We start from the raw sequence: 25,268 nt of genomic DNA, 5'->3' as shown, positions 1-25,268 counted from the left end.
TCTAATGATCCATATGAGGTTGGTTAATTCGTCAATGGGGGCGGTAAATTTGATAGATATTAAGATGAAACAGAGCTATAAGCGATATCGAGCGAGCTATCGTATAAATATTTTTAATTATTCTTTGCTAAATATTTTTTTGCTTGTTTTTGGTATGATTGGATGTAGCAGTAATATGCCCGACCCGGTTCCCGATGAACCAATCGGCAAGACTGATCCGGTTGATCCGGTTACCGTTCTTACTGAAGCAGAAGTACTGGACTACGAAAAGTTTTACAAGCCCGGCGAATTTGCCAACATGGATTTTTTGCGTGCCGACAGCAAATGGTCGTTCGTGCGCAGCAAACAATCGGAGCATTTTATCGTGTTCTGGGAACCTCAATTTGGCGCAGATCCGAATGCACTCAGTGTGCCTGAAACGCTAAGGGTTGATATTGACGATATGCTGAAAAAAGCAGAGCAATTTTACGAAATAAACGTAAATACACTGGGATTTGCTGAAACTGGTGCCGCAAAATCAAATCTTGACAATTACAAGATGCAGATTTACCTTTTTTACACCCAGGACTGGATGGCTTTTGGGGCAGGTTACGACGACTTTATTGGAGCCTTGTGGGTTAACCCAAGTACTTGTAAGCCGGTTGGCTCTACCATTGCACACGAAATTGGACATACTTTTCAGTATCAGGTGTATGCAGACTTACTGGCCTATAGCGGAATTCCAAATGATTTTAACCGTGGCTTCCGATATGGTTATGGTGGAAATGGCGGAAATGGTTTTTGGGAACAGTGTGCTCAATGGCAATCTTTCCAGTCTTATCCGGCTGAAGCTTTTACTTCATACAACTTTGGGGTTTATATGGCAAATTATCATCGTCATTTTAACCACGAATGGCACCGATACGCCAGTTACTGGTTACACTATTACTGGACCGATAAACACGGCATCGATTTTATTGGCAAATTGTGGCGCGAAGCTGTTGGTCCCGAAGATCCGATTGAAGCTTACATGCGAATAAACGGTTTGTCGGTGGCTGAAATGAATAATGAACTTTATGATGCTGTAGCACATTTGGTAACCTGGGATATTGACGCTATTCGTTCAATTGGCAATGATTATATTGGGCAATTTGAGTATAAATTTTACGATGATCAGAATGGATCGTATCAGGTAGCCTACAGCAAATGCCCGGGAACAACCGGTTACAATGTTATTCCTTTAAATGTTCCTGAAGCGGGAACAGTGGTAACAACATCATTTACTGCATTAGCGCCAGGGGCGGCACTGGCACCGGGCGACCCGGGCGAATATAAAGATAACGGCACAACAAAAACAACAAGCAGTTACAACAGCAGTTCGTTAACAAGAGCCGGATGGCGTTATGGTTATGTTGCCCTGCTTGAATCGGGAGAACGGATTTACGGTGAGATGAACCGCGAAACCTCGGCAAGTGTTGAATTTACCGTTCCTGCAGGTTGTGAAAGGTTGTGGTTTGTAGTTCTCGGTGCTCCTGCAACCTACGAGGCTCATGCCTGGGATGAACTGGAAAGTAACGATGATCAATGGCCATATAAAGTGAAATTTACCAACACCGATCTTTTGGGAAATGTGGTAATTGATCCGAATGAGGATCCGCAAGATCTTACATTGACTTACAATATTTCATTTGCAGCTGATGCTGAAGCATATTCAGGCACTAAAGTAAACCTGAATAATAATGGTGACATAAATAAAATAGTTAAGGCGCTGACAATGCAACCTTCAGAAATTATCAGTGCTCTCCTGGCAGCAAAAGAGACTCCTCAGGAAGGGAAAGTTGCTTTCGCCGCTGTGGAGTCCGATGGTTCGTTAAATTACAACACAACGGCAAACGGTTACGGATTCTGGTTCGATAGTAAAGGAGATGTTACTGGCTGGGGTAGCGACAACGACAGTAAAGTATTTTCTGAATTTACCGCTTCCAATTTCGAATTTAGTATTGGTCAGTTTCCCGGAAAATCAAGCGCCGGAAATTCGAACACAATAAAAGAGGCATTGGTTTACCAAAAAGAAGGAACGCAATACAAGGTAACATTTGTTTTTAACATTACTATAAACTAATAAATTTGTAAGCATAAATCATTTCTACTGAACTATTGCTTATTAAAAACAAATAATATTTTAAAACAAAGCATCAATTTATAAGAAATATAACTTCCCGGAGTTAATTAATAAATACATTAAATAGACATTAAATGAAACCAAAGAATATTCTTTTCTTTCTGCTGTGCTGGAGCCTTTTGATGAATGCCGGAGCATATGCATCATCCTTTGTTGCTTCTTCTGATTCTATTGACATAAACAAAGGATCGTTTGAATTTTCTACCCCCGATCTTCGCATTGAAATACTAAAGTCTTCGCACACAGTAGCGGGGCTACATCCAATCTCCGAACCTGAATTTGATTTTACTCCGGGCGAATTACTAGCCAAAAGAAACAAGCTTGGTTTTTATCACCTTGGAGATATTAATTTCCGTGTTAAAACGGAGGGTGAATCGGCATGGACTTCGTTTTCATCGGCTGCTTCCCGCAAAAGTGTTACAACTCTGGAACCGAAAAGCGAACATCAGTTAGCTGTTTCCGATCTTAGTGAAATTCTTGAAAACAGCCCGGTACAGGTACTTCGGTACTGGGAAAAGCACGATGGACATCTTGCTTTGCGTTTCGAGATCAAAAACACTTCATCAAAAGCTGTTGAAATTGGTGCCCTTGGAATTCCTCTGATCTTCAACAATAACCACGACAGGAAAACACTGGACGAGGCACACGCCGAAAATGTTTTTTACGATCCGTACATTGGTATGGATGCCGGTTATTTACAGGTAATTCGATTAAAGGGTAGCGGACCGGTATTGTTGGTACTACCTTATGGCGAAACACCTTTTGAAGCGTGGAATCCGCTGCTTGATGATCCAACCCGAAGAGGAATTACATTTGAAGGTTTTCACGAGTGGATGCCGTTAACCTTAGCTTATGCTGAAAACGAATGGAAAGAAGCCACTCCCTGGAACACCCCTTCATCGAAAATACTAAAACCGGGAAAATCGGTTAGCTACGGTGTACAGTTTGTACTTACCGACGCGATTAAAAACATTGAACCTTCACTGATCGAAAACGATCGTCCGGTTGCATTTGGTGTGCCTGGTTACGTTGTCCCGCAAGATGTTAATGCCGATTTGTTTTTAAAGTACAGTCAAAAGGTAAAATGCATGCAGGTTGAACCTGAAGGCGCGCTGGAACTGAAAAAACCGGAAACAACAAAAAATGGCTGGGTAAAATATGCTGTTGCTGCAAAAACATGGGGCAGAGCACGTTTAACAATCACGTATAAAGATGGCTTAACGCAAACCATTAACTACAAGGTTATTAAGCCGGAGGAGCAGGTAGTTGCCGACAACGGAAACTTCTTAATGACAAAACAGTGGTTTGACGATGAAGACGATCCATTTGATCGTGGTCCGTCGGTTATCACCTACGATTACGAAGAGCAAAAACAGGTAACAGAAGATAGCCGTGCCTGGATTTGCGGATTGAGCGACGAAGGTGGTGCCGGTGCGTGGTTAAATGCTGTAATGAAACAATTGGTTCAACCGGATAAAAAAGAGGTTGCCATGTTGGAAGATTTCGTTCAGAAAACGATCTGGGGCGGAATTCAATACAACGAAGGACATGAAAAATATGGTGTTCGAAAAAGTATGTACTACTACGAACCCGACTCAATGCCTGCAGGTACTTACAGCAAAGATGTAAATTATAATACCTGGGCTGCCTGGGATAAAAAACATGCCGAAACGGTTGAGCGTTCATATAATTATCCACACGTTGCTGCAGCACACTGGGTGATGTATCGTTTGGCCCGAAATTATGAAGGTTTGGTGTCGCAACAAACCTGGGATTGGTACCTGATGAGTGCCTACCAAACTTCAATGGCCATGATGGAGTTGGCTCCGTATTACGCTCAGTTCGGCCAGATGGAAGGTAGTGTTTTCGTTCATATTCTTGATGATTTAAAAGCTGAAGGATTGTGGGAATATGCCCGTAAACTAGAAGGAACGATGAAACGTCGTGCCGATCACTGGGCATCGTTAAATTACCCATTTGGTAGCGAAATGCCTTGGGATTCAACAGGTCAGGAAGAAGTGTACATGTGGTCGCGCTACTTTGGTTACGGCGAGAAAGCTGAAACTACCTTAAAAGCAATTTTGGCTTACATGCCAACTATTCCTCACTGGGCCTATAACGGTAATGCACGTCGTTACTGGGATTTTCTTTACGGAGGTAAACTTTCACGTGTTGAGCGTCAGATTCACCACTATGGTTCAGCTTTGAATGCTATTCCTGTATTATACGAATACAAAGAGCATCCTGAAGACTTGTACTTGTTGCGTGTTGGTTACGGTGGTTTAATGGGATCCATTTCAAATATTACACAAGATGGTTTTGCTCCTGCAGCATTTCACTCGTTTCCGTCAACATTGAAAAACGACCCTATCTCGGGTGACTACGGAACCGGCTATTACGGATATGCTGTAAATACTTCAACTTATTTACTATTTAACGACGAATTTGGCTGGTTGGCTTTTGGTGGTAATGTTACCGAAGATGGAGATGTAGTGAAAGTTGATTTAACAACAGCAGCTAAATCACGTGTTTATGTAGCTCCGTTAAAAATGTGGTTAACACTTGATGCAGGTAAATTTAAAGCCGTTTCGTACAATAAGACTTCCGGAAAAGTTGAGGTTGAATTAGAAGAAGCAAATGAATTTACACCAAACGCATATTTAAGAATCAAATCATTTGACGAGGAAGCAGCTGCCAGCAGTGTTGCCGGACTTGAAAAAAATGAAAGAGGACAATATGTAATTCCACTTAAAAAAGAAGTGGTAAAAGTTGAAATGAATTAATCATTTTACAGAATAAATTCCGCAGTGATAAATAATTGCTGCGGAATTTCTAAAAAACTCAAAAAGCAAAATTTATTCAACTATCAACAGGAAGCTAAATGTGCCTGGGAAACGAATAAAATTTAAATCGAAAAGATTTACACCTCTCATAGAACAACAAAAATCAAGCAATATGAAAAGATCTACCTATTTAAAGCTGCCACTTCTCTTGTTTCTGATAGGCATTTTCCAGATAAATGCTTATACATTATCGGCAAATGAAACGGAGAGTGACAGTATAAATATTGCCCTCATTGCTAAACCTACTACATCGTTTGTTTCGGGTTGGGAAAACCTTGGAGCAGTAAATGATGGATTTACGCCAGCAAATTCCGGTGATAAAACAAATACAGCCTACGGAAACTGGAGTAACCCCGATTCGTACCAATGGGTACAGTACACATGGGATCAGCCTTATATTGCTACTTCAGTAGAAATCTACTGGTTCGATGATGGTGGTGGCATTTTGACTCCCGATGAAGCCTATATCGAAAATTATAATGCTGAAAATTCAACATGGGAGAAAGTTATTGATGTTCCTTGTGAAAAAGATCAGTTTAATAAAGCAAACTTAGACAAATTAACTACTTCGGGTATTCGCGTGGTGATGAAAAACTATTCAGAGTCGACAGGTATTCTTGAGTTTCGTGTTTGGGGAACAAATCTTTCGGGAAGTACCGATATTAATGCACCTGAAGCTCCGGGAACTCCGGAAATAGTTGAAAGGACAGAATCATCTATTAGTATCGAATGGGAGCCATCAGTTGATGATGTTGCTGTTTCTGCGTATAATGTATTGGTTAACGATTCGGTATATAAAGTTGTCTCCGATAATACGGTAACATTAGATAATCTAAGCCCAAATACGCACTTCTTTATAGCTATTCAGGCTACCGATGCTGCAGGTAACATTTCGAAAAAAGGCAGTGGTATATGGACCTTTGTAGGGGATGATCAGTTTGCCGCAGTGTCTTATAACTGGCCTGCTTATGATCCTACCCTGGATTACAATTTCAGAGATGAATATCCTACGTTGGAGATGCCTACCAAAGACCTTGACGATTGTCCGGGTGTTGTTGGAACGCAATCGTCAGGATGGTGGACATTTAAATGGGGACCGAACAAACGTTCGGAAATTACCGAAGCTGCCATCACTCCAATGTTGGAACGATTAAATAAAGACTTTGCATACTTTCGCGACACCATGGGATGGCCACCGGACAAGCGTGTCAAAGTAGGTTACAGAAGTGCTGTTTACCTGTTTGGTTCAGGTTTATGTACCGATGCCGAAGATACAACCGCACTTGGTGGCTGGATGGGAGCCATCAATTACCAGAATGAAAGCTGGCCAATGATTTTGGCTTCGTATCACCCGATTTACAGTTTCGATCCTGCTTGTCCGTACCCTGATCGTGAGGGACAAATGGGGGCTATGGTACACGAAGGAATTCATGCAGTGTTGGCTGACATGCCTGGTTGTAAACAGGCTGCCTGGTTCCATGAAGGTGGAAATACCTGGTTGCAACAGGAGATGGAAGCCACAAAAGCCCAGAGTTACAGTGAAATGGGATTTTTGAATGCCGGTCCCTATATTGCACCATTTATGCCAATTGAATGTTATACCGGTTGGCTGCAAGACGGAAGTTTTGGTGGCCCAAGCGCAGAAGGTGTAAATATGTTTGAAGGAAATCAGCAGATTTGTACCTGGAGAAATTTACTTGGTGGTACTCAATATGGAAATACTTTCCCAACGTTCCTTGGTCAGGCATTGGGTAAAGGAAGTGTGCCTTGGATCTGGCAAAACTGTCCTGAACGTGTTCTGGAAGGAATGGCTGCCGGTCTTGGCGAATCACAAATCCAAAGATTGATTATGGAATACCGGGCTAAACAAGCACTTATCGATATGAACGAATGGAGTGGTGCAATAAAAAAACTTCTTAACGCCAATATGGGGGGAACCATTCGTGTAGAGTGGCAACCAAACTGGATTGATTGTACACCATGGAAAGTTAGTCCATATACTAAGACTTGGATGCTGGACACCGAAAATAAAATACTTACTCCTGAACCACGAACAACTCCGGGATGGTCTGGAGCTAACCAGATACCACTTTTGGTTTCGGGTACTGAAGTTGAAGTGAATTTTATGCCAAAGGGTAAAAATATGACTTGCCAGTTGTGTTATCGCGCAACTGATGGAACACCGGTTTACAGTAAACCTGTTTCAAGCGGGTCATGTAAGTTAAAGTTGGACAAAGCTCCTGCAAACGGAGTTGTAATTGCTGTAATCTGCAATACCGACTATGTTTACGAAGGCGACGAAACACGTAAGGCGCATTTCGATTATCGATTACAATTAGTTGAAGGAATTGAAGGGAAAGCCAGTGTGTATCAAAAATGGTACGATTACTCTTCTACTATAATAAACATTCCGGATCCCGTAGAACCCTTCCCCACAGAAGGCCCGCTTTACGGTTCAAATGTAACAACAGGAGCGGTAAATATTTCAGTAGACGAAAAGGCAAGTTCATCGATTGTGTATCCGAATCCAATTGCCAGCAACGATGTGCTAAAAATTGAGTTCAAAGGCAAAATGTCTGAAAAAAAAGAAGTACGCATTATTGATGCAAGAGGTACTATTTTGTATTTTCAAAAAGGAATTGAGGAAGATTTATTTCAAATACCATTAAATATGCACTTAAAACAAGGCTTATACTATGTGAGTGTAAGAACAGATGAAGCAAATGATACGCACAAGTTTCTGGTGCTATAGGTGACGGAAATTTAATTGGCGTTTTAAAATACAGTGTTTTATGAAGCAATCTTTGTTCGTATTTATAGTTTTACTTCTTGCTGTTACAGGCGGTAAAACTTTCGCGAAAATTACTAAAGACGACTATGCGCGAGCCGATTCAGTAATGAAATTAAGCGAGTTGGTGTACAACCAGGTAACGCAGATCACGTGGATCGATTCATCGTCGGTATTCTGGTACCGTATAAAAACACGCGATGGTATGAAGTACAAACTGGTTGATGCGCAGAAAGGATCGAAAAAGATTGCTTTTGATAGCGACAAACTGCTTGATGCATTAAATCAGCAGCTGGAGAATGCGATTTCGGCAAATGACCTGGTTTTACGCGATCTGAAATTTGATAAGGATAAAAAGACAATTCATTTTAATTTCAAAAAAGCTTATTGGACGTGTGAACTGAAAAAGTATGAGTTAAAGAAAGACTCGGTTGAAAAGGAGCGCAACAGAAATGGTTATTGGGGAAGTTTTTCTAATGAAAAAGGAAACGATCCGGTGCCTTCGCCAAACACGGAGTGGGAAGCGTTTATCCGGGAAAACAATGTTTATATAAAAAACATGGAGACAAACATGGAGTTTCAGTTGAGTTTTGATGGAGCTCCCGGCGATTTTTATTCGTCGTATTTTTCGTGGTCTCCCGATTCCAAAAAACTGGCGGTAAATAAAGTGCGCGATGCTGAAAAACGCGAGATATTCTTTGTTGAATCGTCGCCAAAAGACCAGTTGCAACCTATTCTGCACAAACGCGATTACCGTAAACCTGGCGATGCTATGCCGATAAAACATCCAGCATTGTTTGATGTGGAAAGCAAAAAGCAGATTGCGGTTAATACTGGTGCTTTTGAACATCAGTTTAACCTTACCAACCCAAGATGGAAAGAAGATGCTTCAGCATTTACTTTTGAGTTTAATCAGCGCGGTCATCAGGCCTACAATGTAGTTGAAGTGGATGGCGAAAGTGGAGATGTTAAGGTATTAATCGACGAACAAAGTAAGACGTTTATTGATTACAGCGGAAAACGCTATCGTTACGATCTGGAAGAAACGAATGAAATAGTATGGGCGTCGGAACGTGATGGTTGGAATCACCTGTATTTGATCGATGCAAAAACAGGAGCAGTGAAAAATCAGATCACAAAAGGCGAGTGGGTGGTGCGAGATGTTATAAAAGTTGATGATGAAAATAGGACAATTTTCTTTTACGGATCGGGCAAAAACACCGTTGAAGACCCGTATTATTTGCATTGCTTCAAGGTCAATTTTGATGGCAGCGGATTAACCGATCTAACGCCGGAGAAAATGAATCACGATGTATCGTTCTCAAAAAATATAGGCTATTTTACCGACACCTATTCTACGGTTGATTCGCCACCATTTACAGTAGTTCGCAGCGCCGAGAATGGAAAGGTAATCGTGGAGCTGGAAAAAACTGATATTTCAGACTTACTGGAAAAAGGATGGATTGCTCCTGAGCCGTTTGTGGCTAAAGCCCGCGACGGCAAAAGCGATATTTGGGGAAATATTTACCGCCCAACCAATTTCGATGAAAACAAAACATACCCGATAATCGAATACATTTATGCAGGCCCGCACAGTTCTTTTGCACAAAAAAGTTTTAGCCCTGTTAGTTATGCTTTTTCAAGCCTTGCAGAGTTGGGATTTATAATTGTTCAAATGGACGGAATGGGAACTTCGAACCGTTCGAAAGCTTTCCATGATGTATGCTGGAAAAACCTGAAAGATGCCGGTTTCCCCGATCGTATTTTGTGGATAAAAGCGGCCGCCGAAAAATACAGTTACATGGATACTACACGTGTCGGTTTGTTTGGCGGATCGGCAGGTGGGCAAAGCACTTTGGCCGGACTTTTATTTCATCCTGAGTTTTACAAAGCCGGTGTTTCGTCATGCGGATGTCACGATAACCGAATGGATAAAATCTGGTGGAACGAACAGTGGATGGGTTACCCGATCGGGCCTGAATACGCCGAATGTTCGAATGTGGAAAATGCCGACAAACTGCAGGGTAAACTGATGCTGATTGTTGGAGAAATGGACGACAATGTTGATCCGGCATCAACCATGCAGGTTGCCGATGCACTGATAAAAGCTAAAAAAGATTTCGAATTGGTAGTCCTTCCTGGTGTTAATCATACGCTTGGAGGAACCTACGGTGAACAAAAACGCCGAGATTTTTTCATTCGTAATTTCTTAAAACAAGAAACTCCCGATTGGAATACTGGAAAATCAAATTAGATACATTAAAAGACTCTGTGATGAAAAGTTTGTTTACAAATAAAAAAATTAGAATTCTGCTGATCCTGATTGCCGGAATTATATCCTTTTCTAATCTTGCTGCAAATGAGCTGGTTAAAGAATATAAAATTGTTAAGCCACCCAAAGCTTTAAATCTCGATCCGTTTTATAAAAAGTATGTCAATGTAAATGGCATTCATGTTATGAGTTCGCACCGGGTACCTGATTCTGCTTTTATTAAAGCCTGTGAGATAATTGATTTTATGACCGATGGCTTACCTGAAGAGGTGCTCAATCAAATGGTAAAATTGAATACCCGTGTAGGAATTATGGCGCGCTACGAAGGAACAACTGATATTCCGGAACACGCGCACTTAGCCAACGATACGACACTGAACTGGGATGTTCGTGCACGAGGACTCGGAGGAACTATGCACGATCCGTTGACAACTTGTGCCGAAGAGAACCTGTTGTGTTACCAGATTGATAAATACCATGCCGAAGACATTCTGATTCACGAATTTGCACACACCATTCACGGTGTTGGTATTATGCCGCTTGATGATAAATTTAACGATTTACTTCAGGAAAAGCTCGACGCCGCAATGGCTACCGGGAAATACGAAAACACTTACGCAGCAACTAATATCTGGGAATATTGGGCCGAAGGTGTGCAAAACTGGTTTAATGTAAATGCCGAAGTTGAAACAACCGATGGAAAACACAATTGGGTAAATACCCGTTCGGATATGAAAAAGTACGATCCTGATCTGTACGAAATTGTAGGGCGCTATTTTCCCAAATTCGAGCATAGCCCGTCCTGTCATGCTGCTGTAAATTTATACGAGCAGTAATTTATAAACACAAGTAATATGGAAACACTTGTTAAGCCAATACGTAGGGTAGCATCAGTTGTTAAAGACGATTTGCGATTGTGCGATATGCATATGTTTCGAAAATTGTCAGAAACCGAATTGCTTGACCTCGAGTTAAATTCTGTGTACAAAACATTTAAGAAGCGCACTGTAATCTACCGTGAAGGTTGCAGGCATGCTGGTTTGTACATTATTCTGAAAGGCATTGTAAAAATCTACAAGATCGGAGGAAACGGGAAGCAGCAGATTTTAAAATTTGCGCAGCAGGGCGATCTTATTGGTTATCGCTCATTACTCACCAACGAGTTGGCCTGTACTTCGGCAAAAGCGTACGACGACACTTTGGTATGTCATGTGCCATACAACACCTTGATGCAATTATTTAAACAAAACTGGGATTTTACGCACGGAATGATGAAGTTTATGTGTAAAGAACTGGGTGAGTCAAATACATTTATTACCGATATTGCTCAGAAAACTGTGCGCGAACGGGCGGCAGAAATGTTGCTGATTTTAAAAGATGAATTTGGGGTTGACAATTACAACGCGCTTCAAATTGCGGTAACACGCGAAGATCTCGCCAATATGGTTGGTACGGTTACTGAATCACTTATCCGCGTAATGTCGGAATTCAGGAACGAAAACCTGTTGGAGCTGACCGGAAGAAAAATTATTTTCCTCAATACGAAGAAATTGCAGGCAATTGCAAATATCTGATTTTATATAGAAGTAGACTAAGTTAATTTCTATTTTTCATAGAACAAAGTTTAGGTGGGACAGTCAGTGCCTGCGGTTACCACTGTGTAATGCAGGTCTGGCTTTTTCTCAGTTGAAAATGCTGATTTATTTAACTTGCTTATGAACAATCTAAAAATGAACATCCGGCAAATAGCCTTGATAACTGTATTTCTTGTTGCAGCTACAGCTGTAATGAGTCAAAACGCGGCCGACACTGTTTTTGCTACCGTTTCGATGGATGCTCCGCACACGCACTATTACCAGGTAGAAATGGATTTTAATAGCAATGGAGAGCAAAACTTTGAGGTAAAAATGCCTGTTTGGACACCCGGTTATTACTGGATTTTAAATTTCGCCAAAAACGTAACAAGTTTGTCAGCCACCGATGAAAAGGGTAATCCACTGCAATTTTTAAAAACAGATTTAAATACCTGGAAGATTGAACCTGGTGATGCAAAACGAGTAAAAATTTCATACGACGTTTATGCGTACGAACGTTCGGTTGCCGATCCGTGGTTGGACGATGGACGTGCATTTATTCAGCCAACCGTTGTTTTTATGTTTTCGCAAGAACTGATTCAAATGCCGGTAGTGTTAACGGTAAATCCTTATAAAGAATGGTCGACTGTTACAACCGGTTTGGATTGTTTGAACGAAAAAGAACACATTTACAGGGCTGAAGATTTTGATGTACTTTATGACAGCCCGATTCTCGCCGGAAATATGGAGATCCTTTCGTTTGAAGTTGACGGAGTTACGTATACCATTTCAATGGAAAATCCGGTTGAATTTGACCACGAAACTTACATTAGTGATTTCAAAAAAATTGTAAAAAGTGCAACTTCGTTAATGGGCGACACACCCCATTCTTACTATGCTTTTCTGATCATGGATCAGGGATTTGGTGGTTTGGAGCACCGTAATTCGATGGCAGTTTTTTCGAACTCGAATTACGATGTTACCAACAGGGCCGGATATAAATCGTGGCTGGCGTTTATCGCGCAAGAATTTTTCCATTTGTACAATGTAAAACGTATTCGCCCAATTGAATTGGGGCTATTCGATTATTGCGGCGAAAACCTGACGAACATGCTTTGGGTAGCCGAAGGATTGACTGTTTATTACGAATACATGGTGCTAAATCGTGCCGGATTGATGTCGCAGCAGGAAGTGCTTGATGCCTACAGCAAAACCATTGCTACTTTTGAAAATGCCAACGGACGAAAATATTTAACGGCTCGTCAGGCGAGTTACGATACCTGGCTGAATTTCTTTAACTGGAACAACCACACTGACAATACCACCATTTCGTACTACGATATTGGTAATGCACTGGGCATGTTACTCGATTTAAAGATTAGGCACGAAACCGATGGTGAAAAATCGCTGGAAGATGTAATGCGAAATATTTATAACGATTTTCATAAAAACAAAACCGCGGTTATACTGATGATGAATTTCGCGAAGTTTGTGAAAATATTGCCGGGTGTTCGCTGGAGGAGATTTTTCATTATGCTGAAATAACCGAGCCAATGGATTACCAGAAATACCTGGATTATGTGGGAGTAAAAATGAACCTCACGCCAACCAAAATAGTGTCGTTCGGACTAACTGTGCTAAAAGCAGGCGATGGCTGGCAAATCACCGATATCGACCGAAATTCGCCGGCATGGCAAATTGGCCTGAGCATAAACGACCAAATTCTTGCAATTAATGGCACAGAAGTAAATGAAAGGCTGCTTGGCTCTTTAACACATCCTGAAAAACAAGGTGAAATTACATTGAAAGTAAAACGCAGAAGCGGAGAGAAAGTATTCACCATTCCGACTTTTGAACAGGAATGGTGCGATTGTAAAATGCAGGTGAAAACCAATATATCCGATAAACAAAAACAATTACTGGAGAGCTGGATTCTCGAAAAATAGACAAGAATATGAGGAAATTTCTATTGAGTATGATTGCGGGAGTATTACTCCTTTCGTCTTGCGGAAATAAAAAAACAGAACAAAAAAACACGCACATTTCTAACCCGATTTTGCCGGGGTGGTTTGCCGATCCTACAATTAAAAAATTTGGCGATATTTACTACATCTACGCCACCACCGATAATGAAATGCTGGGATCGGGAGCACCAACTGTCTGGTACAGTCGCGACCTTCAAAACTGGTACAACTATATAATGGAGGTGCCTACTTTAAATTCGGTGGCGCTGCGCAATTTTTGGGCACCCGATATTATGCAGGGCGAAGATGGACGTTATTACCTGTATTTTGGAAACTGCCAGGCAGGTTGCAACATTTATGGCTATGTATCGGATACGCCGGATGGCCCTTGGGAAAAATTACACGATGATGATACTACTGTTATTGCACAGAATTATCCGATTGACGGGTTCCCTTCGTTGGATGCTCAGTTTTTTCAGGACGATGATGGTCGTATTTATGGCTACTGGGGAACCTGGGTGCATTACAACAGTGGTTATGCGGTAGGCGAGTTAAATGCCGAAACAATGGACGAAATGTCGAACTCAACCAACATTCCGCTGGAGCAAACGCCAAATCCATTTGAGGCTGCTTATGTGATGAAAAAAGGCGACAAATACATTCTGATGTATTCTGCCGAATCATGCCACAACGAAACGTATAAAGTGCTTTATTCTTATGCTGACAATCCATACGGGCCATTTACCCCGGGTGAAAATAATCCGATATTGCAAACCAGCGAAGACGGAACCACTCACGGACCGGGACACCATTCCGTGCTGGAAAATGGCGACGACTATTACATTGTTTACCACAAACACGATGTTCCGTTTACTGCGGGCGGATTGGCACGTCAGGTGTGTATTGATAGCATGATCTTTGAAAACGACTCAACGATTAAAGCGGTGGTCCCAACGCAAAAAGGGATTAAAGCTTTTATTCCGAGTGAAGTACCTGAAGATATTGCATTCGGAGCTGTAGCATCGGCTTCGTCGTTTTATCATTTGCAATCGCCTGCTTACAATTATGAATATTTACCCGATTTTGCTTTTGATAACGATAACGCTACTATGTGGAAAGCTGCCGATAATACTTTTCCACAGAGTCTATCAATTGATTTGGGCGAAGAAAAAGACATCAAACGAATTACTACACAGTTCGAATTTTCACCCTATTATTATCAGTATAAAATTGAATATTCAACCGATAATACAAATTGGGAAGTTTATGTCGATCGATCAGAAAATCGCACGCCGGGGAGTCCTATGATAGATGATAATAGTGTGAGCGCACGTTATCTGAAACTGACCATTCTGGGAACAGAGCAAACCGGAACTTTTGCCGCCGTGTGGAACATGAAAGTGTACGAAGAAACTTTTGACATCCCATTGAACCTGGTAAACAAACCTTCGGAAAATGAGCCGGGTGCCGCAAGTTCACAAAGTATGATTGTTGGCTTTAATGCAAATTCTCTTTCCGGCAAATCTTTCGATAAACTGGCAAACACCGGTTCGTTGGGTGGCAATTTAGTAAGAAAAGGAAATGTAAAGATCGTTACCGATAAAGAAAGCGGAACAAATGCAATTGAGTTCTCGAAAGGAGCTTTGGAATTGGACGGGGTTGCAGTACCTAGAAGTTTAGAGTGGAACGGTGCATTTACTATTTCTACCTGGGTGAATAACCCGGAAGTGAGTGACAGAGATGAGTGTCTGGCTTCGTGGTGCGACCGAAGTGCGCATTATCTGGCCAATTCGTACAATGCCGTTCATTACAATAAAAGTAACTATGGCGCAGTTGCTCACCTCGACGGGCATTTTGACTTACCGTATAACAAAGTTCCTGAAGCCAATAAATGGCACCACATTGTAGTAACATTCGATGGGGTAGTGGAAAAAGTTTATGTTGATGGTAAGTTGGACAATGCACAGAACATGCTTTTGTCGTCTGCTGTTGAAAATGCAAAAATCAGAATTGGTGCTGCAGATACCGGAGAATACTATACCGGGCTTATGGCTTCATTTCAAATGTATGATTATGCTTTGTCGCAATCTGAGGTTGCGCATAGATATCATGAATCAGCTTTGAAATAAATAGCTTTATCGTATAAGAGATTAAATCAAGAAATAATAGTATATAGTACTCGTAAAATTGGAGCCGTCTGGCTCCTTTTTTTATTAGAATGAATTTAAATACAAGTTTTCGGGAAAATTGTCAATTCGTTGATCAATAACTGTATTGTTTTAATCTGTGTAGATTGAAAGTATCAGGAAATCAGCTTGATATGTGGTTATTGTTCTTGTGTGGAATAGTGAGTTTAATTTATGTTCTTCAGCATGATTATATATTTTGAAGGATGGTGAATAATAAAAGTTAAAAATACTTTTATAGATTTGTTCCATCAATATTACTATGAAACACTATACTAAACATCCGAAACATTTTGTAGCAGTTGACTGCGTAATACTGGGGTACGACGAAGGTGAACTTTGTTTGTTACTTTATCCACGGGGTTTTGAGCCATCAAAAGGAGCGTGGTCGCTTATGGGAGGATTTGTTCAGGATGGCGAATCGTCGGACAATGCCGCCAAACGCGTATTAAAACAAACCATAGGTCTTGAAGATATTTTTATGCAGCAGGTGGCTGCATTTGCCAATCCCGACCGCGATCCGGAAGCCAGGGTGATTAGTCTTGCCTACTATGCTTTGGTACGAATGGATGAACACGATAAAGCCTGTGTTAGAGAGAATGGTGCACATTGGTGGCCCATTTCAGAATTGCCGGAAATGATCTTTGATCATGGCAAAATGGTGGAACAGGCGCTGGTAAAACTGCAACAGGAAGCCGGCTATCGTTTAATAGGAAAAGAACTGCTGGCCGACAAGTTTACCTTACTTCAATTACGCAAATTATACGAAGCTATATTTCAGCGTGAATTCGATCCCGGAAACTTCAGAAAGAAAATCTTATCGCTTGATGTATTGGAGCGCCTGAATGAAAAAGATTTATCAGAATCAAAAAAGGGTGCTTTTTATTATACCTGTAAAAATGAAGTTACAGAGCGGGGTCTCGACCGAATTGTAAAAGTTTAATAGCATTTAAGAGTAATATATACATTTAAAATATAATCAAAGAATATGAGCAGTACATTAAAAGAAATGGAAGTTTGGTTTGTAACAGGTAGCCAACACCTTTACGGGCCTAAAACATTGGAACAAGTTGCAGAGCATTCAAAAGAAATTGCTGCTGCTTTTGACGCATCTTCGGAAATTCCTGTTAAAGTTGTTGTTAAGCCTACCGGAACAGGATCGAAAGAAATTCATCGCATTTGTAAAGACGCAAACAGCGACGATAACTGTATTGGTATTATTACCTGGATGCACACTTTCTCTCCTGCAAAAATGTGGATTCACGGATTGAAAGAATTAAATAAACCGTTGTTGCACCTGCATACTCAGTACAACAAAGAAATTCCATGGGACGAAATTGATATGGATTTCATGAACCTGAACCAGAGTGCTCACGGTGACAGAGAATTCGGTCACATTACGGCACGTATGCGTTACAACCTTAAAGTTGTTGTAGGTCACTGGCAGGATCCTAAAACCGTTTCACAGGTTGCTTCATGGGCACGTGTAGCTGCTGCATGGGCTGATTCGCAAGACATGCTAATTGTACGTTTCGGAGACCAGATGAACAACGTTGCAGTTACCGATGGTGACAAAGTGGATGCTGAAAGAGTTTTCGGATATCACGTAGATTACTGTCCTATTGCTGAGCTTGTTGCCGTACAAAATGAAGTAACTGATGAAGAAGTTGCTGAATTGGTAAAAGTTTACGAAGCAGACTACAACTTTGTTGACAGCTGTAAAGAAGGCGGAAAAGATCGCGAGCAAGTTGCTCACGCTGCTAAAATTGAAATCGCATTGCGTCGCCTGTTAGAAGCAAAAGGTGCAAAAGCTTTCACTACAAACTTCGATGATTTGGAAGGTATCGATCAGTTGCCAGGTTTAGCTTCGCAGCGCTTAATGGCCGACGGTTATGGATTTGGTGCTGAAGGTGACTGGAAAACAGCTGCTTTATACCGCACAATGTGGTTCATGAGTCAGGAAATGAAAGACTACAAAGGATGTTCTTTCCTTGAAGATTATACATTAAATTTCGACGGCGAAAAGAGCGCAATTCTTCAGGCGCACATGTTGGAAGTTTGTCCGTTAATTGCTGATGGCAAACCAACTCTTGACGTACTTCCTTTGGGAATTGGTGGTAAAAATGATCCTGCACGTGTTATCTTTAAAAGTAAAACCGGACCTGGTGTTGCCGCTACAGTTGTAGACATGGGAAGCCGTTTCCGTATGATTATTAACGCAGTAGATTGTATCGAATCAAAAGATCTTCCAAAACTTCCTGTTGCAAGTGCACTTTGGATTCCTCAACCTAATTTCGAAGTAGGTGCAGCTGCATGGATTTTGGCAGGTGGTACTCACCACACCAGCTTCTCTTACGACCTGAGTGTTGAAGACTTATTGGATTATGCTGAAATTGCAGGAATCGAAGCTGTAGTAATCGACAAAAACACTACCATTCCTACGTTCAAAAAAGAACTGCGCTGGAATGATCTTTACTATCATTTGGCCAAAGGATTATAATAGAAACTAAATCAAAAAAATAAATCAACTTTTATGGAATTACTAGATTGGATTGTAATTGGCCTTTTTGGTGTGGCACTTATCGGCATTATCGTTTGGGTTTTAAGTCAGAAAGAAGAAACTTCAGGCGACTATTTCCTGGCAGGACGAGATGCTTCATGGATTGCTATTGGAGCCTCGATTTTTGCTTCGAATATCGGATCAGAACACCTTATTGGATTGGCCGGTGCCGGTGCCTCAAGTGGTATGGCAATGGCACACTGGGAAATTCAGGGATGGATGATTCTGATTCTCGGTTGGGTGTTCGTTCCTTTTTATTCGCGAAGTATGGTACTTACCATGCCCGAATTTTTGGAGCGCCGCTATAATCCCGAGTCCAGAACAGTACTATCACTTATTTCTTTAGTGAGTTATGTACTTACAAAGGTTGCGGTAACGGTTTATGCCGGAGGATTGGTATTCCAGCAGGTTTTTGGTATCGAAACCATGTGGGGAATTGATTTCTTCTGGATTTCAGCTATTGGTCTGGTTTTATTAACTGCGCTTTATACCATCTTCGGAGGAATGAAATCGGTGTTATACACCTCGGTACTTCAAACGCCGATTCTGCTTGGTGGATCGCTGGTAATTGTGGTGCTTGGTTTAAAAGCCGTTGGTGGCTGGGATCAGGTTCTGGAAATTGCTGGTGCTACTCAGGTTAACGAATATGGCGACAGTATGATCAATCTGATCAGGGATAACCGCGATGCCGATTTCCCATGGCTGGGTGCTTTAATCGGCTCCAGTATCATTGGTTTCTGGTATTGGTGTACCGACCAGTTTATTGTGCAAAGGGTGCTTTCAGGTAAAAACGAAAAACATGCACGCCGGGGTACAATCTTTGGTGCTTACCTGAAATTGTTGCCGGTATTTCTTTTCCTTATTCCTGGTATGGTTGCTTATGCAATGAGCGCCAAAGGAAACGTAATGCTGAACGGCGAATTATATACCTTGCCAAGTGCCGATGCTGCTTTCCCGTCGTTGGTGGCCCAGTTGCTGCCTGCCGGTATTAAAGGATTGGTGGTTTGTGGTATTTTGGCAGCTCTGATGAGTTCGCTGGCTTCGCTGTTTAACTCTTCGGCAATGTTGTTTACCATCGACTTCTACAAACGATTCAAACCGGAAACTCCGGAGAAAAAACTGGTAAAAATTGGTCAGGTGGCAACAGTGGTAATCGTAATTCTGGGTATTCTTTGGATTCCGATTATGAGAAGTATTGGCGATGTGCTTTACGAATACTTACAAGACGTACAATCTGTTCTGGCTCCTGGTATTGCTGCAGCATTCCTGTTGGGTATTACCTGGAAACGCGCTTCTGCCCAAGGTGGATTCTGGGGACTGATGGCAGGATTTATAATTGGTATTACCCGTTTGGGTGCCAAAGTATATTACGAGAACGTTCAGGGGGCAGCCGACAACTTGTTTAAAAGTCTGTTTTTCGATATGAACTGGTTGTTCTTCTGTGGTTGGATGTTGCTGGTATGTTTGGTAGTGGTTATTGTTGTTAGTTTGTTAACCAAAGCACCAAGCGCCGAAAAAATTCAGGGCTTGGTATTCGGAACCAATACACCGGAACAAAAAGCTGCTACACGTGCCAGCTGGAATGGTTGGGATGTATTCCATACCGCTGTAATTCTAGGATTGACAGTAGCTTTTTACATCTACTTCTGGTAGAAATAAACAGAATAAATTATGCTTGAACAGTTAAAAGAAGAAGTTTTTAAAGCAAACCTGGAACTGGTTGAACTCGACCTGGTAATTTTTACCTGGGGAAATGTGAGTGCTATCGATCGCGAAAAAGGTTTGGTGGTAATTAAACCAAGCGGTGTTTCATACGAAGACATGAAAGCCAGCGATATGGTGGTGGTTGACATGGAAGGAAATGTGGTTGAAGGAAATCTGAAACCATCGAGCGACACCGCAACTCACCTGGTTCTTTACAAAGCTTTTGAAGGAATATCGGGAGTTGTACACACGCACTCGGCATGGGCAACCAGCTGGGCACAAGCCGGAAGAAGCATTCCTGCTTTAGGTACAACACATGCCGATTATTTTTACGGTGCAATTCCATGTACCCGTAAACTTACTGAAGAGGAAGTAACTACGGCATACGAAGTGGAAACCGGAAACGTAATTGTGGAAACCTTCGGGGGACTTGATCCGGTTGCAATTCCGGGAGTTCTGGTAAATAACCACGGTCCGTTTTCGTGGGGAACAAGTGCTCATAATGCCGTTCATAACGCAAAAGTTATGGAAGAAGTGGCAAAAATGGCACACACTACTTTACAGTTAACTCCGGGAGCTGAAATCGATCAGTTTTTATTAGATAAACATTACCTGCGCAAGCACGGTAAAAATGCATACTACGGACAGTAATTGTCCATCAGTTACAAAAAAAATCAAGGACGAAAAGTTGGTGGAGAAGTAAAATTTTCCACCGGCTTTTATTCCTTATTAAATCAAAAAAAAAATGGCAAAATATACAATTGGACTGGATTATGGTTCTGATTCGGTTCGTTCATTAATCGTAAACGTAGAAACCGGCGAAGAGGTAGCAAGCGTTGTGTTTGAATACCCGCGTTGGAAGAGAGGAGAATATTGCGACGCGCCAAACAACCAGTTTCGTCAGCATCCGAAAGATTATTTAGAAGGATTGGAATACACCATCGTAGAGGCGCTGAAACAAGCTCCTGAAGGTGTGGCCGAAAATGTTGTGGGTATTTCTGTTGACACCACCGGATCGACTCCGGTAGCGGTCGACGAAAAAGGTACACCACTGGCATTAACTCCGGGATTTGAAGAAAATCCAAATGCGATGTTCGTACTTTGGAAAGACCATACTGCAGTAAAAGAGGCTGCGGAAATTAACGAATTGGCTAAAAAATCGGATATCGATTTCACTAAATACGAAGGTGGAATTTATTCGTCAGAGTGGTTTTGGGCCAAGTTGTTGCATGTAACGCGCGAAGATGCAGGTGTTTACCGTGCAGCTTATTCGTGGGTGGAGCATTGCGACTGGATTCCGGCAGTTCTTACCGGAAATACAAATCCAAAAACATTAAAAAGAAGCCGTTGTGCAGCTGGACATAAAGCCATGTGGCACGAAGCTTTTGGCGGTTTGCCGTCAGAAGAATTCCTGACTCAGCTTGACCCAATGTTGGCTGGTTTAAAAGACCGTTTGTTTAAAGAAACATATACCTGCGATGTATCGGCAGGAACATTGAGTGAAGAGTGGGCGAAGAAATTAGGCCTTTCAACCAATGTGGTTATTGGGGTAGGAGCTTTTGATGCTCACCTTGGTGCCGTTGGTGCGCAAATCGAACCGTATCACTTGTCGAAAGTTATGGGTACCTCAACCTGCGATATGCTGATTGCGCCGCTTGAAGAAGTGGGTGATAAACTGGTAAGTGGTATTTGTGGTCAGGTTGACGGATCGATCGTTCCCGGAATGTTAGGCTTGGAAGCCGGACAGTCGACATTTGGTGATATTTACGCCTGGTTCCGTCGTTTACTGGAATGGCCAATGCAAAATATTCTGGCTGACTCTGATTTGATTGATGAGGCTACCAAGAAAAAACTGATTGATGAAACTTCAGGAAAAATCATTGCTAAATTAAGCCAGGAAGCTGAAAAAATTCCAATCGCTGAAAGTGGAATCGTAGCTCTCGACTGGATGAACGGTCGTCGTACTCCGGATGCCAACCAGGCATTAAAAGGAGCGATTATCGGTTTGAATCTGGGATCGGATGCTCCACGTATTTTCAGAGCTTTGGTTGAAGCTACTGCTTTTGGTTCAAAAGCTATTAACGACCGCTTCATTTCTGAAGGAATCCGCATCGATGGTGTGATTGCATTGGGTGGTGTAGCTAAAAAATCGAAACTGGTAATGCAAATTGTTGCCGATGTACTGGATATGCCAATTAAAGTGGCTCGTTCGGAACAGGCTTGTGCTTTGGGTACTGCAATGGCAGCAGCAGTTGCAGCCGGGGTATACGAGAACCTTGGTGAAGCGCAGGCAAAAATGGGTGGCGGATTTGAAATGGAATACCATCCAATTCCTGAAAATGTAGAGAAATACAAAGCGCTTTACGAGAAATACAATAAACTGGGTAAGTTTATTGAATTCGATTTGAATTAATAACCAAATAAATAAATAAAACCAATGAAGTACTTAGGAATTATTGCTTTGATTATTATGGTTTTTGGCTGTGCACAGGAAGAAGCCACAGTGGGTATATCAAGCGAAGATTTTGCGTTTGATTACAATGGAAAAACCATTGAACTTTATACTTTGAAGAACGATAACGGCCTTGTTTGTCAGTTAACCAATTTTGGAGCCAGGGTTGTGAGTTTGTATACCCCCGACAAAAATGGCGAGCTGGCAGATGTAATTGTCGGTTACGGTTCGGGTAAAGATTATGTGGACAAACCGGAGAGTTTTTACGGAGCAGTGATCGGTCGTTACGGCAATCGTATTGGCGGTGCTAAATTCTCGATTGACAGCGTTGAATACCAGTTGCAGAAAAACGACGGCGCGAATCATCTACATGGTGGAACCAATGGTTTTCACCGCCAGGTTTGGGATGCCGAGCAGCTAAGCGACACAGAAGTTGTTTTTAGCCTGGTTTCGCCTGATATGGAATCCGCATACCCGGGAACTGTAAACGTAAAAGTGAAATACCAGTTAACAGTGGCAAACGAACTTAAAATTGAATATTTTGCCACTACTGATAAGAAAACGGTATTGAATCTTACCAACCACTCGTATTTTAACTTAAAAGACGGTGGAAAAACTTCGATCAACGATCATTTGATGTATCTGAATGCCGATTATTATACACCTGTTGATGGTGGTTTAATCCCAACAGGCGAATTGGCTGCCGTTGCCGGAACACCATTTGACTTTACTACTCCAACAGCCATTGGCGACCGTGTGGAAGCTGATGATGAGCAGTTAAAAGTTGGAGGTGGATACGACCACAACTGGGTATTAAATACAAATAACAACGTAAGTACTTTGGCTGCAAAAGTTGTTGAGCCGGAGTCGGGAAGAGTTATGGAAGTATACACCAACGAGCCAGGTATTCAGTTTTACGGTGGTAACTTTATCAATGGAAGAATTGCCGGAAAAGAAGATATTAAATACGATTTCAGAAGTGCATTCTGTTTAGAAACACAACACTTCCCTGATAGTCCTAATAAGCCTGAATTTCCAAGTGTTATTGTAAATCCGGGTGATGAGTACTATTCAGTTTGTATCTACAAATTTGGTGTTGAAGAATAGGATAAGAAGGATTTTTTGTTTTAAGTTAATTAATAGTTAGTTAAAGGTTCTGATTTGTTTAGCAGGCAGGAAGAACCGAAAAAAAAGGAGGTTGATTTCAACCTCCTTTTTGTTTGCTCAAATTTCCGGCATGTCAATTTGGTCAATGCTGATTCATTATTGTCTGAATTTCATCCATGTTGTATTTAGGTGTTGCACCTGCTTTCGATGCCACAAAAGCTCCTGTTGCACAGGCAAGTATAATAGCTTCAGCAGGCGATTTTTTCTGCAGGAATGCCGCTACCAAACCGGCAAGGAAAGCATCGCCGGCACCAACCGTGTCAATGGCGTTAACTTTAAATCCCGGGTGTTCGTAAAACTTGTTTTCATAATAAATTGCTGCTCCTTTGTCGCCTCGGGTAACACAAAGCATTTCAACCTTGTAATTTTGCACAACCCATTTTATCATTTCTCCCTCGGTTTTGCCCTTAATTTTGTTCCAGTCGGCAAAAACACGAAGTTCTTCATCGTTTAGTTTTACGATATCTGATTTAGCCAGTAATAGTTCCAGCACATCTTGTTTGTCGTATGGTTGGCGCAGGTTTACATCAATTAATTTTACAGCATCGTTATCGAGTAATTTTAATTGTGTTTCGCGTGTAGTTTGCTTGCGTGCAGCCAACGAGCCATAAATGATCAAACCCGAGTTTTGTGCTTTATTAGCCAATTCGTCGTTAAGCTGAATATTGTCCCAGGCTACCGGCTCACATATTTCGTAGGTGGCATTATTATTCTCGTCGAGGTGCACCAGAACTTCGCTGGTAGGCAATGTCACATCGGTTTGAATCAATGAAATATCTACTCCTGAATTTTGTAAAAAGTCAAGGAGTTGTTTTCCTGCATCGTCGTTACCAACCGAGCTGGCAATTGCGGCATTAAGGCCTATTGCGTAGAGGTGCAAAGCCACATTCATAGGTGCACCGCCGGGTTTTGCTCCTGATGGAAGCCGGTCCCAAAGAACCTCACCAAAACAAAGAATTTCCTGATTACTTATAATTCATTTTAAACGCTCTATTGTAATTCGGGATAATTCAATAGTTTAGAATACGATTATTTATTCCGGCTTCATAAATTCCTGAATGCTCTCTTCTAACAACTGTTGAAATTCAGCGGGTTTTTCCCAAAAGACCAGATGACCAACACCCGGAATGATTTTAGCTTTAAACTCCGGGACATATTTTTTGAAAATTTCACCTTGAAAAGGACATGGGCGAAACGCAAAACTTAAAAGATAAAGAACCTGCTAAAGCTACTGAGTTAAAAAAAGATCTGGAAGAATGGTTTAATAACTATCCTCTAGATATTGATTTAACGAAGTACTCCTTTAAAAAATAATGATTAATACCCTTAAATTCCTGGTTTTTTTGCTGGCTTTTGTTTTTATTCTTGCTTGTACTCTCAACAATAATCATAAACAAAATGAGGTTCCGGCACCGCTTTTTGTCGATCCAAACTATCAGGGATCCTGCGATCCGGAGATCGTTTGGAACGAATACGAACAGCAGTGGTATATTTATTATACAGCCCGTCGTCCGATGCTGGAAAATACCTGGCTGCAAACACCAATTGGGGTGGCTGTTTCAAAAGACATGATAAACTGGGAATTTAAGGGTTATTG

Annotated in this window: 18 protein-coding genes; 17 read left to right on the top strand and 1 reads right to left on the bottom strand. The window is 41.6% G+C overall.

The window, feature by feature from the left end; all coding sequences use genetic code 11:
* Positions 1–154 precede the first annotated feature (154 nt).
* The 15 genes from ABZB17_RS01780 (at position 155) to ABZB17_RS01710 (ending at position 23,611) form a co-directional block, all read left to right on the top strand.
* Positions 155–2,101 carry a DUF4859 domain-containing protein gene (locus tag ABZB17_RS01780; protein ID WP_372647722.1) on the top strand — a complete coding sequence of 649 codons (1,947 nt, stop codon included), beginning with the start codon at positions 155–157 and terminating at the stop codon, positions 2,099–2,101.
* Between the two features lie 134 nt (positions 2,102–2,235).
* Entirely contained in the window at positions 2,236–4,944 is a 2,709-nt protein-coding gene (locus tag ABZB17_RS01775; RefSeq protein WP_372647720.1) for a DUF5695 domain-containing protein, read from the top strand.
* A 172-nt stretch (positions 4,945–5,116) separates the two neighbouring features.
* On the top strand, positions 5,117–7,756 hold the full coding sequence (locus tag ABZB17_RS01770; protein WP_372647718.1) for a T9SS type A sorting domain-containing protein: 2,640 nt from the start codon (positions 5,117–5,119) through the stop codon (positions 7,754–7,756).
* 40 nt (positions 7,757–7,796) lie between these two features.
* On the top strand, positions 7,797–10,046 hold the full coding sequence (locus tag ABZB17_RS01765; protein ID WP_372647716.1) for a DPP IV N-terminal domain-containing protein: 2,250 nt from the start codon (positions 7,797–7,799) through the stop codon (positions 10,044–10,046).
* Between the two features lie 20 nt (positions 10,047–10,066).
* Positions 10,067–10,900, top strand: coding sequence for a hypothetical protein (locus tag ABZB17_RS01760; RefSeq protein WP_372647714.1), 834 nt, complete (start codon positions 10,067–10,069; stop codon positions 10,898–10,900).
* Positions 10,901–10,918: 18 nt separating this feature from the next.
* Positions 10,919–11,638: a Crp/Fnr family transcriptional regulator gene (locus tag ABZB17_RS01755; protein ID WP_372647712.1), complete on the top strand. Its 720-nt coding sequence runs from the start codon at positions 10,919–10,921 to the stop codon at positions 11,636–11,638.
* A 141-nt stretch (positions 11,639–11,779) separates the two neighbouring features.
* Positions 11,780–13,183, top strand: coding sequence for a M61 family metallopeptidase (locus ABZB17_RS01750; protein WP_372647710.1), 1,404 nt, complete (start codon positions 11,780–11,782; stop codon positions 13,181–13,183).
* Positions 13,184–13,191: 8 nt separating this feature from the next.
* On the top strand, positions 13,192–13,584 hold the full coding sequence (locus tag ABZB17_RS01745; RefSeq protein WP_372647708.1) for a PDZ domain-containing protein: 393 nt from the start codon (positions 13,192–13,194) through the stop codon (positions 13,582–13,584).
* Positions 13,585–13,592: 8 nt separating this feature from the next.
* A complete protein-coding gene (locus ABZB17_RS01740; RefSeq protein ID WP_372647706.1) occupies positions 13,593–15,731 on the top strand; it encodes a family 43 glycosylhydrolase in 2,139 nt (712 codons plus the stop codon).
* A 319-nt stretch (positions 15,732–16,050) separates the two neighbouring features.
* Positions 16,051–16,731: an NUDIX domain-containing protein gene (locus tag ABZB17_RS01735; RefSeq protein ID WP_045028179.1), complete on the top strand. Its 681-nt coding sequence runs from the start codon at positions 16,051–16,053 to the stop codon at positions 16,729–16,731.
* Between the two features lie 45 nt (positions 16,732–16,776).
* A complete protein-coding gene (araA, locus tag ABZB17_RS01730; RefSeq protein WP_372647704.1) occupies positions 16,777–18,288 on the top strand; it encodes an L-arabinose isomerase in 1,512 nt (503 codons plus the stop codon).
* A 33-nt stretch (positions 18,289–18,321) separates the two neighbouring features.
* Positions 18,322–20,001, top strand: coding sequence for a sodium:solute symporter (locus ABZB17_RS01725; RefSeq protein WP_372647702.1), 1,680 nt, complete (start codon positions 18,322–18,324; stop codon positions 19,999–20,001).
* An 18-nt stretch (positions 20,002–20,019) separates the two neighbouring features.
* The gene (gene araD / locus ABZB17_RS01720; protein ID WP_372647700.1) at positions 20,020–20,703 is read left to right on the top strand and encodes an L-ribulose-5-phosphate 4-epimerase; all 684 of its coding nucleotides are present in this window, start codon (positions 20,020–20,022) and stop codon (positions 20,701–20,703) included.
* A 94-nt stretch (positions 20,704–20,797) separates the two neighbouring features.
* Positions 20,798–22,465: a ribulokinase gene (locus tag ABZB17_RS01715; RefSeq protein WP_372647698.1), complete on the top strand. Its 1,668-nt coding sequence runs from the start codon at positions 20,798–20,800 to the stop codon at positions 22,463–22,465.
* 24 nt (positions 22,466–22,489) lie between these two features.
* The gene (locus ABZB17_RS01710) at positions 22,490–23,611 is read left to right on the top strand and encodes an aldose epimerase family protein (RefSeq protein WP_372647696.1); all 1,122 of its coding nucleotides are present in this window, start codon (positions 22,490–22,492) and stop codon (positions 23,609–23,611) included.
* Between the two features lie 142 nt (positions 23,612–23,753).
* Here ABZB17_RS01710 and ABZB17_RS01705 read toward each other — a convergent pair whose 3' ends face one another.
* Positions 23,754–24,629 (bottom strand): carbohydrate kinase, encoded by an 876-nt coding sequence (locus ABZB17_RS01705; protein WP_372647735.1) that lies wholly within the window; start codon positions 24,627–24,629, stop codon positions 23,754–23,756.
* A 227-nt stretch (positions 24,630–24,856) separates the two neighbouring features.
* On the opposite strand from ABZB17_RS01705, the gene ABZB17_RS01700 reads away from it, so the two are divergent.
* Together ABZB17_RS01700 and ABZB17_RS01695 are read left to right on the top strand one after the other, a co-directional pair.
* The gene (locus ABZB17_RS01700; protein WP_372647694.1) at positions 24,857–24,985 is read left to right on the top strand and encodes a hypothetical protein; all 129 of its coding nucleotides are present in this window, start codon (positions 24,857–24,859) and stop codon (positions 24,983–24,985) included.
* Positions 24,985–25,268: hypothetical protein (locus tag ABZB17_RS01695; protein ID WP_372647693.1), on the top strand; the 284-nt coding region annotated here is incomplete at its 3' end. The genes ABZB17_RS01700 and ABZB17_RS01695, both read left to right, overlap by 1 nt.

Source organism: Draconibacterium sp., assembly GCF_041583095.1.
In the GTDB taxonomy this organism is placed as follows: domain Bacteria; phylum Bacteroidota; class Bacteroidia; order Bacteroidales; family Prolixibacteraceae; genus Draconibacterium.
This window is presented reverse-complemented; position numbering and strand designations above follow the sequence as displayed.